Here is a 13732-nt window from a genome sequence, read left to right as displayed (position 1 = left end):
AGCGGCTTAGCGGCGGATCCCGGTCGCGAACGGCAGGGTGTTGACGAACGCCCGGTGGTGCTCCCGGTCGCACCACTCCAGCTTGAGGTAGGACTTGCCGGCCGAGGCCCGGATGGTCCGCTTGTCCCGGGCCAGTGCCTCCGGTGACCGGGACGAGACGGTGAGGTAGCCGACGAGGTTGACGCCGGCCGCGCCGGACGCCAGGTCCTCGCCGCGCTGGTCGACGCGGCCGTGGTGGGCGACGTCCCGCGGGTCGACCACCCGGTTCATCTTCGCCGCGCGGCTCGCCTCCGCGTCGTCGTTGGTCTTCTCCGTCAGCATCCGCTCGATGGCGACCTCGGTGGGCTCCAGGTCCATGCAGACCGCGACGGTACGGATCACGTCCGGGGTGTGGACCAGCAGCGGCGCGAGGAAGTTGACGCCCACCGGGGTCAGCGGCCACTCCTTGATCCAGGCGGTGGCGTGGCACCAGGGCGCCCGGGTCGACGACTCCCGGGTCTTCGCCTGGAGGTACGTCGGCTCCATGGCGTCGAGCTCGGCCGGCCAGGCGTTGCGCTTGCTCATCGCCTGGATGTGGTCGATGGGGTGGTCCGGGTCGTACATCGAGTGCACCAGGGACGCCAGCCGGGCCTGGCCGAGCGGCTGGCGGACCCGGATGTCGGCCTCGGCGAGCCGGGCGCAGATGTCGGTCAGCTCACGGGCCATCACCACCGCGAGCCCGGCGTCCCGGTCGAGCTTCTTGCGCAGCAGCCCGCCCTGGTGCATCCGGGCGGCCCGCGCCATGGTGTGCGCCTCGGAGGCCAGCTCGCGGGTGTAGTGCATACAGGCGACGAGGTAGGCGCGGTGCTGTTCACTGCTCGTCGACACCATCGACTGGAGCTGGTCGTAGGAGTCCCGCAGCCACTGCGGGGAGGTGCGGTCGCCGCGCTGGGCGACGTCCTTGGCGTGCGCGTCCGGGTCGGCCGGGAGGGTGCGCGCCAGCATCTGCAGCCGCGTCACGAAGCCGTCGCCGTTGGCCACGTGCTTGAGCAGCGTCCCGAACCGGTCGACCAGCGCCTCCTGGTCCTCGCTGTCCCGCAGCCCGACGCCCGGGCCCTCGATCTCGATCGCGGCGGTCACCGTCCGCCGGTCGGCGTGCAGCAGCACCGCGATCTCGTCCGGGCCGAACGGCGCGCTGAGCCAGTTGATCCGGCCGATGCCGGGCGGCGGGCCGATCTCCACCTCGCGGCCGTCCAGCCGGGTGCCGGCCTCCGCCGCGCCGGAGCGGTAGACCGCGCCGCCCTTGCGGACCGTGCGCCGGAAACTGCGCCGGATCTCGAACCACCGGTAGAACGTGCGGCCCTTGTACGGGACGTAGACGGCGGCCAGGCCCAGCATCGGAAAGCCGGTGAGGCTGACGATCCGCAACGGCAGCATCGGGACCAGCAGCCCGCACATCATGCCGAGGAACGCGCCCGCGATGATCAACGCGATCTCGCCGGTCTCGCGGTTCTTGCCGACGATCGCGTTCGGCCGGGCGCGGCCGATCAGATACGTACGGCGGGGTGTGACCGGGTGGGACTGGGTGCTCAACGCCCGTCACCTCCTGCATTCTTGCCGGTGCGGGCGCTGCTGCTCGGGCCGGGGCCGGGATTCGTACGGGGAGCGGGGGCGGCGGGGGACGGGCCGCGGCCGCCGCCGGTGCGGGAGCTGTGCGCGGCGACGCCGCCGGAGACCGCGTCGGCCGGCCGGGACTGGCCGCCCTGCGCGCCCTGCTGGCCGCCGCCGTCCCCGCCGGAGCGGCGGGTGCTGTGCGTCTTGATGCCCTGCGAGACCAGCGCGGCGGGGGAGCTGAGCACCGCGGCGGCGGCGTTCTCCGCGCCCCGGCTCATCCGGTTGTTCCGCGAGGCGGCGATCTCGTCGCCGAACCCCGGGACGAACCGGTAGATCACCGCGCTCGCGAAGATCGCCAGCAGGATGATGGCGAGGCCGGAGACCACCGCGGAGATGGCGTTCGGGCCCTTGTCGCCGGAGAGCGCCCCGGCGATGCCCAGCACGATCACGATCACCGGCTTCACCATGATCACCGCGATCATGATGCCCGCCCAGCGGCGCACGTGGCCCCACATGTTCTTGTCGACCAGCCCGGCGTACACCACCGTCCCGAGCAGCGCCCCGACGTACAGCAGCGCGGCCCGGATCACCAGCTCCAGCCACAGCACACCGGCGGCCAGCACGGAGACCAGGCTGACCACGATCAGCATGATCGGCCCGCCGCCGATATCGGTGCCCTTGGTGAGCGCCTGCGAGAACGACCCGAAGAAGGTGTCGGTCTGCGCGCCCGTCCCCTTCGCGATGATCGCGGTGACCCCGTCCGTCGCCGACACGACGGTGTACAGGATCAGCGGCGTGAACGCCGACGCCAGCACCGTCAGCCACAGGAACCCGACCGCCTCGCTGATCGCCTCCGTCAGCCGCACCCCCCGCACCGCCCGCTTGGCCACGGCGAGCAGCCACAGCACGAGCGTGAGCACGGTGGACGCGGCGAACACCACGGCGTACTGCCGCAGGAACGCCGCGTTCGTGAAGTCCACCTGCGAGGTGGCGGTCACGGCGTCGGACAGCTTGTTCACGATCCAGGCGGCGGCTTTGGCACAGCCTTTGGCCAGGGATTCGAGGGGGTCGAGGGGGTTGGAATCGGTGAGACCACCGCCCCCCGGGTCCGGTGTTCTGCTGCCGCCCGAGCGCTGCTCGCAGAGCTCCTTGGCCTTGTCCGTGAGCAGATTGCAGGCGCCTTCGCTGGGTTTGGGCGAAGGCGCCGCGAACGCCCGGGCGGAGAGGAGCACCAGAGTGACCTGAAGGCCGGTCAGCGCCGAGGTGACCGCGAGAGCCCGGCGTCGGTTGTTACCTCGCATAGGTGAGCCCTCCGAACCCTTGGACCGCCTTGGACATGTCCTTGGCCGTCGAGGCGGTCTGGTCGCCACCGACCGGAGCCGGCCCGTCCTTCTGCGTGAAACCGGCGACCTTCCAGTCGCCGTTCACCCACTGGAGCTGCATCGTGGACGTGTACCAGCTCTCCGCGACCGGATTCTGGGACCCCTGCCCGGCGATGCCGAACAGGAGGGAATACCAGACCGCGACCTCGGCGGTGCCGTCCTTGAACTTCTCCGTCTTCGTACCGACCGGGTTCGCCCGGGAGACGAAGGTCGTCCCGTCCGGCGCGGTGCCGTTCGCCTTGAGCCCGATGCGGCCGAGGAACTTCGGGTCCGTGTAGACCTTGCGCAGGCTGTCCTTGCGCGCCTTGGCAGCAGCGGGGGTGTAGACGGCATCGACGATCGCATCGCGCCGGTCCGACGCGTACATCCCGTTGCCGGACAGCGCCACCACATAATTCGCTGCCGCCGACTGCGCCCCCTGTTCCGTCTTCGGGAAGCCCGCGGCGATGCCGCCGTTCTTCGTGGTGACGGGCTTGGTGCCGGTGGGGGTGGTGGGGCGGGCGGGGCCGGGGGCGTTCTTGGGGGAGTCGGCGGAGGTGTCGGAGCCGGTGCTGCCGCTGCCGCCGCGGTTGGCGAAGGCGATGGCCGCGAGGAGCAGGACGATCACGCCGACGACCGTGATGAGGTTGCGGCTGGACAGCCCGGTGCGGGGCCGGCGCCCCGGGCCGTAGGGGTCGGCGCCGCTGTCGGGAAGTCTGGTGCGGGTCTGGCCCGTCTCGGGGCCGCGGTGGCCGTCGCCGCCGTAGCCTCCGTCGTCGCTGAGACTCATCGCCCCTGTGCCCCCTCTGCCTCGACCGCGGTCGCCGTCCGTGCCGTCGTTGTGCCGCCCTCATATGACCGTAGCCGCGCGGGCGGCAGCTCGGGCGCGGGGATACGAGTACATCTCACGGTGACGATTCCTCAGATGCGGTGCCGCGGAGGCGAATGGGGGACTGTGGGTTATTTGTGCTCATCGCCTCGCTCCGCGTCGGCCGTCGCCCTCTTGCGCCTTTTCGGGCCTTGGTTCCCCCGGATCCACCTGTCCCCGTCCGGCGGGCAGCCCAATCGGCCCGCTGGTGGCGGGGGTGCGAAGGGCGCGCGGCGGGCCCGGCGGGCCGGGGTGAGTGGGCGTCAGCATGGGGACTTCACAGGTGGCCTTCGCAGGGGAGGTACGGCCGGGTGGAAGCGGGCGGGGGCACGGGACGGCGGAGAGAGGACGGGCGGGGGCGCAGGGGGCGGCGGCGGGAACGGACGCCTGCCCGGCTGCGCCCAGGCGTGGCGGTCCGCACCGCTCCAGCCCTGGACCCCGCCCTGCCCCCCGGGGCCTCGCCCCCGGCGCCCTACACCGCCATCCCGTACACGATGGTGAACAGCGTCCCCAGGGAGCCGATGATGAAGACGCCGGTCAGGCCGGCCACGATCAGGCCCTTGCCCTGTTCGGCGCTGAAGGTGTCGCGCAGCGCGGTGGCGCCGATGCGCTGTTTGGCGGCGCCCCAGATCGCGATGCCGAGGCACAGCAGGATCGCCACCGCCATGACCACTTCGACCATCACGCGGGCCTCGTTGCCCAGGCTTCCGAACGGGCCCCAGTCCGGGGCGATTCCGCCGATGATGGTGGTGATGTCGCCCTTTTCGGCTGCAAGGACCATGTGTGACATCTGCGCCATGTGTGAACTCACCGCCCCTTATGGGTTGTTGATGGTGCCACTGCGCCGGCCGGCGCAGGTCGGCCGCTCTCTTCGCCCTCTATCTTCGCTGACAAAGACGCCGTCAGAAGTCGACTTGACGCCTTTCTTCGACGGATCCCATGGGGGTGGCGTGTACGCGCGGGTGCGGGCCACCCATTGAGCCGACGGTTCTCACTGTGTGTATCACGGGTGATAACCGCGAGCAATGATCATCGGTGCGGCGGGGAGGTGCCGCGGACGGCTACGTCGTCGCGTGCGTCATGGCGAAGATCATGACGAGGGCCACCAGGTGGATGGCGAACAGGAAGTACGCCACCCGCCACCACAGGTGACGGTTCATCTGCCGCTGATTGTTCGGGTCCATGGCTCTCGTCCTGGTTCGGGTGTCCTGTGCAGTGTCGCTCATCCGGCGGTGCGCCGGGCGCCGCGAGGGGCGGATGTGAGCGGGATCGCGTCCCGGGCGGCGCGCCCCCTGCGCCGCCGGTGTGACGCGCGACGCGCAGCGCACGGCCGGAAAAAGGCAGTGAACCGGGCCTGGATGGGGGAGGGTTGGAGGGTGCGGAAATTCTGGGTGGCCGGTGGGCTCGGGTCGGGGCTGGTGCTCCTGCTCGGGCTGCTCGTGATCGGTACGTACGTGGCGGCGGCCGGGCTGGCCGGGGTCGGCGGGCGGGCGCTCGGGCTGGCCAAGGGCGCGGTGCCGGCCGCGTACCAGGACCTGGTGCAGAAGTGGGGCACGCTCTGCCCGGCCATAAGTCCCGCGCTGCTGGCGGCGCAGCTCTACCAGGAGAGCGGGTGGAACCCGAAGGCGCAGAGCCCGGCGGCCGCGCAGGGCATGGCGCAGTTCATCCCGGGCACCTGGCAGACGCACGGGATCGACGGGAACGGTGACGGGAAGAAGGACGTCTGGGACCCGGAGGACGCGATCCCGTCGGCCGCCTCGTACGACTGCGAGCTGGCCAGTTACGTGAAGAAGGCGCCGGGCGACGCCACGCACAACATGCTGGCCGCCTACAACGCCGGCGCGTACCGCGTCATCCAGTACAACGGCGTCCCGCCGTACCGCGAGACCCAGAACTACGTGAAGACGATCACGACCCTGGCCAAGAGCTTCGAGGCGCCGCGCGGGCCGGTGGCGCCGTCGCGGCAGGCGGCCGGGGCCATCTACTACGCCCAGGACAAGCTCGGCACGCCGTATCTGTGGGGCGGCACCGGTACGGCCGCGCAGGGCGGGCGGTTCGACTGCTCCGGGCTCACCCAGGCGGCGTACCACTCGGTGGGCATCGAGCTGCCCCGGGTGGCGAACGACCAGTGGAACGCCGGGCCCCACCCCAAGCGCAGCGAGCTGCTCCCGGGGGACCTGGTGTTCTTCGCGTACGACCTGAACGACCCGCGCTCGATCCACCACGTGGGGCTCTACGTCGGTGGCGGGTACATGATCAACGCGCCGTACACCGGGGCGGTGATCCGGTTCGACAAGATCGACACACCGGACTACATCGGGGCGACCCGCGTCACCTCGGATGGCGCAAAAGCGCTCCCCGCTGCGAACGCTGCGTGAACATAGGGCCCTGAACTGCAGTAATGAGTCAAGCTTCGATAACGTCCTGGTGATCATCCGGTGGAGAGTGGAACGACCGGGGCGGTCATCACGTTTCCTGGACGTGGGGACGTAGCAGCTCGCAGCAGCACACGCTCGACGACCACGGGGGTTGGCAGCACACGGACGGCGCACGCGCGCGCGAAAGATAAGGGGCCGCGGTAGATGGCTGGACTCGCATTCGAGGGGCCGAACCCCGACGTCGACGTGCTCGACGGCATCAACGGCCTCGCGAAGGACGCGCCCCACTGGGTCAACAAGGCCATGGAGTACATCGGCGAGTACGGCATCATCGCCGCCCTCGCGGTGCTGTGCCTCATCGCCTGGTGGTCCGCGCGCCGCCGGCCGGGCGCCGCCGGTGCCGTCGCCGGCCTGGTGTGGGCCCCGCTGGCGGCCGGCATCGCCCTGCTGGCCAACATCCCGATCCGCGAATTCGTCGAGCGGCCCCGGCCGTTCAAGGACCACGCCGGACTGGCGGTGCTGATCCCCGGCAAGAGCGACTTCTCGTTCGTCAGCGACCACGCCACGCTGACCATGGCGGTCGGCGTCGGACTGTTCATCGCGCACCGCACCTACGGCCTGATCGGCATCGCCCTGGCGCTCGCGGAGGGCTTCTGCCGCGTCTACATGGGCGTCCACTACCCGACCGACGTGATCGGCGGCTTCGCGCTGGGCACCGCCGTCGCCCTGCTGCTCGCGCCGCTCGCCCAGGCGCTGCTGGTGCCGCTGACCACCGCCGTCGGCCGCTCGAAGGTGTACCGGCTGGTCCGCGCGCCCGGCGTGCCGGTGGACGGCCGTCCGGGCCAGGACGGCGAGGGCAGCCGGGTGGTCGCCACCGGACCGGCGCTGCCGCGCGGCCCCAAGGAGCGGGACAAGGACCTGGCGGCCTGACGGGCGGCCCACCGGCCCGGCTCCCCTCGGGGAACGAAGACCTGGCGGATGAGGACGGCCCGGCCCCGCACGGGGTCCGGGCCGTCCTCATGTCCGCCGGCGGGCTCAGAGCGCCTGCGGGAAGGTGCTGAACAGCCGCTGCGGATCGTAGGTCTTCTTGACCTGGGCGAGCCGTCCGGCGGCCGCCCCGTAGTAGGCGGTCTTCCAGTCGGTCAGGTTCGGGTCGGTGTAGTTCTGGTACGCGGCGCCCGAGGAGTACCGGTGCATCGCGGCATGGAAGGAATCCAGCCACGCTGTGCGGGTGCCGGGCGAGCCGCTCGCCGGCCAGGACGTCAAGTACTGGGCCAGGAACCGCGATCCGCGGTGCACGAACGCGGTGTCGGTGCGGCCCACGCGGTTGACCGCCCCGCCCAGCGCGGTCAGCGCCACGTTCCCGGCGACGCCCTTGCGGCCGCCGCGCTCGATCTGGTCCATCAGGGTCCGGATGCCGGTCGCCGACAGCGAACGGTCGAAGAAGTGCGAGCGGGCGGCGTAGGTCTCGCGGCCCAGCTGGCCGCTGCCGGTGTGCCCGGGCAGCGAACCCGGCATGTGGCACTGCGCGGACGTCTTCGACGAGCAGCCCGCGTAGCTCTCCATGGCGTCCAGATAGCCGATCGGGGTCAGGTGCACGGTGGACGCCGGGCCGGGGCCGCCCGCCTGGTCGGCGAGCCGGTCCACGGCGTTCTTCAGGTCGCCGTACGTGCCCAGGGAGAACGCCGCCACCGACACGGCCGGGGTGCCGCCCGGGCGGGCGTCGAGATGGCAGGCGGACCATATCTCGTCCGCCTGCACTGGCCCCCACTTCTGCCAGGACGCGACCACCTTCGCCGCCTTGGCCCACGGCCAGGTGATGTACGCCATCACCGCGCGCGGCGCCGGATGCGTACGGAAGCGCAGCTCGGTGACCACGCCGAAGTTGCCGTTGCCGGCGCCGCGCAGCGCCCAGAACAGGTCGGCGTGCTGCTTGGCGTCGCAGTCGACGGTCTTCCCGTCCGCCGTCACGACGGTCGCGCCGACCAGGCTGTCGCAGGTCAGCCCGTACGCCCGGGAGACCACGCCGTGGCCGCCGCCGAGCGTGAGCCCGGATATCCCGACGGTGGGGCAGGAGCCCCCGGGTATCGTCACGCCGTGCGCCCCGAGGCCCTGGTAGACGTCGATGAGCTTGGCGCCGGCGCCGATGCGGGTCACGCCGCCGGACGGCGCGCCCACCTTCGCCAGCGCGGAGACGTCGATGATGAGCTTGCCGTTGCCGCTGGACCAGCCCGCGTAGGAGTGGCCGCCGCTGCGGATCGCCACCTGGGTGCCGTACCGCCGGGCGAAGGCCAGGCATTCGGCGACGTCGGCCGGGTGCTTGACGTACGCGATCGCCGACGGCTTCAGGTCGTCGTAGCGGGTGTTGTAGAGCCGCCGGGCGGCCGCGTAGGCGGCGTCCGAGGCGCGGACGAGCTTGCCGTCCAGGCTCTTGCCGAGCGCCGTCCAGGAGGCCGGTGTGGCCCGGCCGGCGGCGATCCGCGCCGGTACGGAGGCCGCGTTGGTCTGCACGGCGTCGGAGCCGGCCGTGGCGGAGGAGGAGGCCGCGCCCGTCCCGCCGCTCTTGTCGTCGCAACCGGTGGCCCAGACGACCGAGGTCGCCGCGAGTCCGCCGCCGGTCTGCAGGAGTGTGCGCCGCTTCACTGGGATGGATCCCCCTCGATGTCGAACGGTCCCGCCCCGTCCGCCGGTGGCCCGGCTGGTCCTGCGGGGCTGTCACGGGACCGCTGTTGCTGCTGCTGCCCTCACTAGGCAGATGCGCAGCGGGCGTTGGGGGTTCCAGGAACGGATTCCCTCATTCCACGGGGTGTCCGGGGCGGGGCCCGTCGCCGGCCTCCGACAGGTGCCGCTCCGCGTCCGTCCGCGCCTGCGAGCGGGCGCGCCGGGCCGGCCCGCGCCAGCCGCACTCGCAGCGGGCCGTGCAGAAGGAACCGCGTTCGGTGGTGGAGGTCGTATGCAGCGCTCGGTCGGGCACCCGCGTCACGCTACGCGCCTTGGATGTCGCCAGCGTGACGAGCCCCCTCAACGGTCGTTGAACGGATCGGTCGACGGAACGTCAGGCGCACACGGGCGGGACGTCGGACCCTCCCGAGCGGACCGGCCGGCCAGGCCGGTCCCGAAGACAGCGGCCGAGGGGGCTCGTACGCGATGGTGGTGCAGGACAGGCGGGGCGGCCGGACGGCCGCCGTGGCCCTGGCGTGCGGGACGGGTCTGGCGGTCGGGCTGCTGACGGCGGGCTGTTCCTCCGAAGGCGCCGCGGCCGACGACCACGAGCCGCCCGGCGGGTCCGCCGCCGCGGTCGCCACCCGGGTCCGCGGCAGCGCCGACGCCCTGCTCCGGGCCCGCTCGGCCCGGGTCCGTACGGCCCTGGAGACGGACAGCGGCGGCACCCGCGTCGCCATCCGGGGCACCGGCGGCTACGACTTCACCACCGGCACCGGACGGCTCGTCGTCGTCCTCCCGGACCCGGCGGACCGGCCCGGCGAGGGCCGCCAGCCGATCACCGAGATCCTCGCGCCCGGCGCGCTGTACATGAAGAACCGGGGGGCCGGGGTGCCCGCCGACAAGTGGGTGCGGGTGGAGACCGCCTCGCTGTCCGACGGCAACCTCGTCACCGGCGGCGCCACCGATCCGCTCGCCGCGGCGGAACTGCTGCGCGGCGCACGGCAGGTGACGTACCAGGGCGAGGAACGGCTGGGCGGTGTGCCGGTGCGGCACTACACCGGGACCACGGACATCGCCGTGGCCGCCCGGGCCGCCTCGGCACGGACGAAGCCGGCGCTGGTCGCCGCGGAGAAAGGCTTCACCACCGGCGCGGTGCCGTTCGACGCGTATCTGGACGACGCGGGCAGACTGCGCAAGGTGCGCGAACGCTTCCATTTCGCCAATGGCGCGCCCGAGGGGGCGTCGGTGACGTCGACCACCGAACTGTCCGGATTCGGGACGCCTGCGGTGGTCCGCCTGCCGGACCGCCGCGACATCTACGCGGGAAAAATCGCGTCCGCCGCCCCGTAGGAGCCCCACCCTTCCGTCCGGCGGCCGGGAGCGGAAATGGTCCTTCCGTGCCATGCGCGCGGTGCGGGCCCGTCCCTACGCTGGCGGTACCACCGCATGCGGGCGAGGCGCCCGGAGGAGGAGGTGTTGTCCGTGGCCGGCCACCGCCAACCGACGGCCTGGGACCACGTGGCCCTCGTGGAGATCGACCTGACCGGTGAGTTGATGATCGCGGCGGCGACCGCGAGCGAGGACCGGCTCAGTCCGGACCGGATCGACGAGGTGCTGGACGTGGAGGCGGACGGGGACGGGGGCGGCGGCGGGCCGTCCGGCGCCGCGGGCCGTGGATAGCCCGCCGTCAGCTCCGCAGCATCCGCTCGATGGCCTTGGTGGCCTCCTGGACCTTGGCGTCGATGGCCTCGGGCCCCTTCACCGCCGCGTCGGCGACGCAGTGCCGCAGGTGCTCCTCGAGGAGCTGGAGCCCGAAGGACTGCAGGCCCTTCGTGCTCGCCGAGACCTGGGTGAGTATGTCGATGCAGTAGACGTCCTCCTCCAGCATCCGCTGGAGTCCGCGGATCTGGCCCTCGATGCGGCGCAGTCGCTTGAGGTGTGCGTCCTTCTGCTGTGCGTAGCCGTGGACGCCGTGCGCCGGGCCGGTCTCTGCGGTATCCGTCACGGTCCGGGGGTCGGATTCCGGCTGCGCGGGGTGGCCGGCCGCGGCGGCTGCGGTGCGGCCGGTGGTGTCGGCGTCCGTGGTCGTCATGGCCGTCTCCCGTGGTATTTAGGCGATCTATATACCCCTGGTGGGTATATGGTACCGAACTTTGCGGGCACTCGCGGTACCCCGTGCAGAGCATGCTGCCCGATGGGCGACACTGAAGGAATGCCGGTTAGCAGTGGCTGGATGATGCGCCTAGCATCAACTCGACCGAATCCGATGCACCCCGAGGATTTCACGTGCGTTTTCGTCTGACCCCCAGGGAGACGAGCTTCTACGACATGTTCGCCGCCTCCGCGGACAACATCGTCACGGGCTCGAAGCTCCTGATGGAACTGCTCGGGGCGGACGCCTCCGCGCGGACCGAGATCTCCGAGCGGATGCGAGCGGCGGAGCACGCGGGGGATGACGCGACCCACGCGATCTTCCACCAGCTGAACTCCTCGTTCATCACGCCGTTCGACCGCGAGGACATCTACAACCTCGCCTCGTCGCTCGACGACATCATGGACTTCATGGAGGAGGCCGTCGACCTGGTCGTCCTGTACAAGGTCGAGGAGCTGCCCAAGGGCGTCGAGCAGCAGATCGAGGTGCTGGCGCGGGCGGCGGAGCTGACCGCCGAGGCCATGCCGAACCTGCGGACGATGTCGAACCTCACCGAGTACTGGATCGAGGTCAACCGCCTCGAGAACCAGGCCGACCAGATCCACCGCAAGCTGCTCGCGCACCTCTTCAACGGCAAGTACGACGCCATCGAGGTCCTCAAGCTCAAGCAGATCGTGGACATCCTGGAAGAGGCGGCGGACGCGTTCGAGCACGTCGCCAACACGGTCGAGACCATCGCGGTCAAGGAGTCCTGAGCCCAGGCATGGACACCTTCGCGCTCGTCGTGACCATTGCGGTCGCGCTCGGTTTCACCTACACCAACGGCTTCCACGACTCGGCGAACGCGATCGCGACCTCGGTCTCGACCCGGGCGCTGACCCCGCGGGCCGCCCTGGCGATGGCCGCGGTGATGAACCTCGCCGGTGCCTTCCTGGGCAGCGGCGTCGCCAAGACGGTCAGCGAAGGGCTGATCGCCACCCCGCACGGTGACCAGGGCATGGGCATCCTGTTCGCCGCGCTGCTCGGCGCGGTGGCCTGGAACCTCGTCACCTGGTACTTCGGCCTGCCCTCGTCGTCCTCGCACGCGCTGTTCGGCGGCATGGTCGGCGCCGCGCTGGCCGGCGGGACCACGGTCATCTGGTCCGGGGTGATCGAGAAGGTCGTCCTGCCGATGTTCATCTCGCCGGTGATCGGCCTGGTGCTCGGCTATCTGGTGATGGTCGTCATCCTGTGGCTGTTCCGGCGGTCCAACCCGCACAAGGCCAAGCGGGGCTTCCGCATAGCGCAGACCGTCTCGGCCGCCGGCATGGCGCTCGGGCACGGCCTGCAGGACGCGCAGAAGACCATGGGCGTGGTCGTCATGGCCCTGGTCATCGCCGACGTCGAGGACAAGGACGCGGCCATCCCGATCTGGGTCAAGCTGGCCTGTGCGATCACCCTGTCGCTCGGCACGTACGCGGGCGGCTGGCGCATCATGCGCACCCTGGGCCGCCGCATCATCGAGCTGGACCCGCCGCAGGGCTTCGCCGCGGAGACCACCGCCGCGTCGGTCATGTACACCGCGTCGTTCATGTTCCACGCGCCGATCTCCACGACCCACGTCATCACCGCCGGGATCATGGGCGTCGGCTCGACCAAGGGCTCGCGCGCGGTCCGCTGGGGCGTGGCCAAGAACATCGTGATGGGCTGGTTCATCACGATGCCCGCGGCGGCGCTGGTCGCGGCGCTCGCGTACTGGCTGATCCGGCTGGTCTTCGGCTGACGCACCGGCCGGTGAACGCACCGGCCACCACACAGCAGTGGGCCCGCCCCCCGGGAAGGAGGGGCGGGCCCTTCGCCTTGCGGTGGCACCGCCATGCAGCACCGCAGGACGCTCGGGGGCGGCCGGCCGGACGGGCCTAGCCGAAGCGGCCGGAGATGTAGTCCTCCGTGGCCTGCACCGACGGGTTGGAGAAGATCCGCTCGGTCTCGTCGATCTCGATCAGCTTGCCGGGCTGGCCGACCGCCGCGAGGTTGAAGAACGCCGTGCGGTCCGAGACCCGCGCCGCCTGCTGCATGTTGTGCGTCACGATGACGATCGTGAAGCGCTCCTTCAGCTCACCGATCAGGTCCTCGATGGCGAGGGTGGAGATCGGGTCGAGGGCGGAGCAGGGCTCGTCCATGAGCAGCACCTGCGGTTCGACGGCGATCGCGCGGGCGATGCACAGCCGCTGCTGCTGGCCGCCGGAGAGGCCCGAGCCGGGCTTGTTGAGGCGGTCCTTGACCTCGTTCCAGAGGTTGGCGCCCTTGAGGGACTTCTCGACGACGTCCTTGAGCTCGCTCTTCTTGTACGAGCCGTTCAGCCGCAGCCCGGCCGCGACGTTGTCGAAGATCGACATGGTGGGGAACGGGTTGGGGCGCTGGAAGACCATGCCGACGGTGCGGCGGACCGCCACCGGGTCCACCCCGCTGCCGTAGAGGTTCTCGTCGTCCAGCATCACCTTGCCCTCGACGCGGCCGCCGGGGGTGACCTCGTGCATCCGGTTCAGGGTGCGCAGGAACGTCGACTTGCCGCAGCCGGACGGGCCGATGAAGGCGGTCACCGTGCGCGGCTCGATCGTCATCGAGATGTCGTCGATGGCCTTGTGGCCGCCGTAGTACGCGGAGAGGCCGCTGACGTCGATTCGCTTGGCCATGGAAATCACTGCTTCTTTCGCGGGGGTACGTCTGGTCGCTG

Annotated in this window: 15 protein-coding genes; 6 read left to right on the top strand and 9 right to left on the bottom strand. The window is 71.2% G+C overall.

Annotated elements, in window-relative coordinates; all coding sequences use genetic code 11:
- Window positions 1-6: 6 nt before the first annotated feature.
- The 5 genes from ACZ7MX_RS08535 to ACZ7MX_RS08515 all read right to left on the bottom strand — a co-directional run bounded on the left by ACZ7MX_RS08535 (window position 7) and on the right by ACZ7MX_RS08515 (window position 5006).
- On the bottom strand, window positions 7-1572 hold the full coding sequence (locus ACZ7MX_RS08535; RefSeq protein ID WP_472130511.1) for an SCO6880 family protein: 1566 nt from the start codon (window positions 1570-1572) through the stop codon (window positions 7-9).
- Entirely contained in the window at window positions 1569-2894 is a 1326-nt protein-coding gene (locus tag ACZ7MX_RS08530; RefSeq protein ID WP_472130509.1) for a hypothetical protein, read from the bottom strand. Before ACZ7MX_RS08530 ends, ACZ7MX_RS08535 begins: the two co-directional genes overlap by 4 nt.
- Window positions 2884-3744, bottom strand: coding sequence for a DUF8175 domain-containg protein (locus ACZ7MX_RS08525; protein WP_472130507.1), 861 nt, complete (start codon window positions 3742-3744; stop codon window positions 2884-2886). The genes ACZ7MX_RS08530 and ACZ7MX_RS08525 overlap by 11 nt, the downstream gene beginning before the upstream one ends.
- A gap of 550 nt (window positions 3745-4294) precedes the next feature.
- Window positions 4295-4603, bottom strand: coding sequence for a hypothetical protein (locus ACZ7MX_RS08520; RefSeq protein ID WP_030415911.1), 309 nt, complete (start codon window positions 4601-4603; stop codon window positions 4295-4297).
- Window positions 4604-4883: 280 nt separating this feature from the next.
- Entirely contained in the window at window positions 4884-5006 is a 123-nt protein-coding gene (locus tag ACZ7MX_RS08515) for a hypothetical protein (RefSeq protein WP_472130505.1), read from the bottom strand.
- Window positions 5007-5198: 192 nt separating this feature from the next.
- On the opposite strand from ACZ7MX_RS08515, the gene ACZ7MX_RS08510 reads away from it, so the two are divergent.
- Both ACZ7MX_RS08510 and ACZ7MX_RS08505 read left to right on the top strand, forming a co-directional pair.
- Window positions 5199-6200: a bifunctional lytic transglycosylase/C40 family peptidase gene (locus ACZ7MX_RS08510; RefSeq protein ID WP_472130503.1), complete on the top strand. Its 1002-nt coding sequence runs from the start codon at window positions 5199-5201 to the stop codon at window positions 6198-6200.
- A 204-nt stretch (window positions 6201-6404) separates the two neighbouring features.
- Window positions 6405-7130, top strand: coding sequence for a phosphatase PAP2 family protein (locus tag ACZ7MX_RS08505; protein ID WP_472130501.1), 726 nt, complete (start codon window positions 6405-6407; stop codon window positions 7128-7130).
- Between the two features lie 105 nt (window positions 7131-7235).
- Here ACZ7MX_RS08505 and ACZ7MX_RS08500 read toward each other — a convergent pair whose 3' ends face one another.
- Window positions 7236-8843, bottom strand: coding sequence for an FAD-binding oxidoreductase (locus tag ACZ7MX_RS08500; RefSeq protein ID WP_472130499.1), 1608 nt, complete (start codon window positions 8841-8843; stop codon window positions 7236-7238).
- 151 nt (window positions 8844-8994) lie between these two features.
- Window positions 8995-9174, bottom strand: coding sequence for a hypothetical protein (locus ACZ7MX_RS08495; RefSeq protein ID WP_472130497.1), 180 nt, complete (start codon window positions 9172-9174; stop codon window positions 8995-8997).
- Between the two features lie 173 nt (window positions 9175-9347).
- Here ACZ7MX_RS08495 and ACZ7MX_RS08490 point away from each other — a divergent pair, with 173 nt between their 5' ends.
- Together ACZ7MX_RS08490 and ACZ7MX_RS08485 are read left to right on the top strand one after the other, a co-directional pair.
- On the top strand, window positions 9348-10214 hold the full coding sequence (locus ACZ7MX_RS08490; protein ID WP_472130495.1) for an SCO4651 family lipoprotein: 867 nt from the start codon (window positions 9348-9350) through the stop codon (window positions 10212-10214).
- Window positions 10215-10310: 96 nt separating this feature from the next.
- On the top strand, window positions 10311-10544 hold the full coding sequence (locus tag ACZ7MX_RS08485) for a hypothetical protein (protein WP_472130493.1): 234 nt from the start codon (window positions 10311-10313) through the stop codon (window positions 10542-10544).
- A gap of 7 nt (window positions 10545-10551) precedes the next feature.
- On the opposite strand, the gene ACZ7MX_RS08480 is transcribed toward ACZ7MX_RS08485, so the two are convergent.
- Window positions 10552-10956 carry a metal-sensitive transcriptional regulator gene (locus tag ACZ7MX_RS08480; protein WP_472130491.1) on the bottom strand — a complete coding sequence of 135 codons (405 nt, stop codon included), beginning with the start codon at window positions 10954-10956 and terminating at the stop codon, window positions 10552-10554.
- A 194-nt stretch (window positions 10957-11150) separates the two neighbouring features.
- Here ACZ7MX_RS08480 and ACZ7MX_RS08475 point away from each other — a divergent pair, with 194 nt between their 5' ends.
- Together ACZ7MX_RS08475 and ACZ7MX_RS08470 are read left to right on the top strand one after the other, a co-directional pair.
- Window positions 11151-11771, top strand: coding sequence for a DUF47 domain-containing protein (locus ACZ7MX_RS08475; protein WP_030809303.1), 621 nt, complete (start codon window positions 11151-11153; stop codon window positions 11769-11771).
- 8 nt (window positions 11772-11779) lie between these two features.
- Window positions 11780-12778 carry an inorganic phosphate transporter gene (locus ACZ7MX_RS08470; protein WP_472130489.1) on the top strand — a complete coding sequence of 333 codons (999 nt, stop codon included), beginning with the start codon at window positions 11780-11782 and terminating at the stop codon, window positions 12776-12778.
- Between the two features lie 136 nt (window positions 12779-12914).
- Here ACZ7MX_RS08470 and pstB read toward each other — a convergent pair whose 3' ends face one another.
- A complete protein-coding gene (gene pstB, locus ACZ7MX_RS08465) occupies window positions 12915-13691 on the bottom strand; it encodes a phosphate ABC transporter ATP-binding protein PstB (RefSeq protein WP_472130488.1) in 777 nt (258 codons plus the stop codon).
- Window positions 13692-13732: the final 41 nt, after the last annotated feature.

The organism is Streptomyces sp. NPDC107765 (assembly GCF_055657085.1).
The sequence above is the reverse complement of the archived record's forward strand: the minus strand, read 5'-3'. Positions and strand labels throughout refer to the sequence as shown.

What these genes read in the sequence shown, in the direction of transcription:
- ACZ7MX_RS08520 (WP_030415911.1), bottom strand. Translation starts at nt 4,603, where the DNA reads ATGGTCCTTGCAGCCGAAAAGGGCGACATCACCACCATCATCGGCGGA.
- ACZ7MX_RS08485 (WP_472130493.1), top strand. Translation starts at nt 10,311, where the DNA reads ATGCGGGCGAGGCGCCCGGAGGAGGAGGTGTTGTCCGTGGCCGGCCAC.
- pstB (WP_472130488.1), bottom strand. Translation starts at nt 13,691, where the DNA reads ATGGCCAAGCGAATCGACGTCAGCGGCCTCTCCGCGTACTACGGCGGC.
- ACZ7MX_RS08490 (WP_472130495.1), top strand. Translation starts at nt 9,348, where the DNA reads ATGGTGGTGCAGGACAGGCGGGGCGGCCGGACGGCCGCCGTGGCCCTG.
- ACZ7MX_RS08480 (WP_472130491.1), bottom strand. Translation starts at nt 10,956, where the DNA reads ATGACGACCACGGACGCCGACACCACCGGCCGCACCGCAGCCGCCGCG.
- ACZ7MX_RS08525 (WP_472130507.1), bottom strand. Translation starts at nt 3,744, where the DNA reads ATGAGTCTCAGCGACGACGGAGGCTACGGCGGCGACGGCCACCGCGGC.
- ACZ7MX_RS08505 (WP_472130501.1), top strand. Translation starts at nt 6,405, where the DNA reads ATGGCTGGACTCGCATTCGAGGGGCCGAACCCCGACGTCGACGTGCTC.
- ACZ7MX_RS08470 (WP_472130489.1), top strand. Translation starts at nt 11,780, where the DNA reads ATGGACACCTTCGCGCTCGTCGTGACCATTGCGGTCGCGCTCGGTTTC.
- ACZ7MX_RS08530 (WP_472130509.1), bottom strand. Translation starts at nt 2,894, where the DNA reads ATGCGAGGTAACAACCGACGCCGGGCTCTCGCGGTCACCTCGGCGCTG.
- ACZ7MX_RS08515 (WP_472130505.1), bottom strand. Translation starts at nt 5,006, where the DNA reads ATGGACCCGAACAATCAGCGGCAGATGAACCGTCACCTGTGGTGGCGG.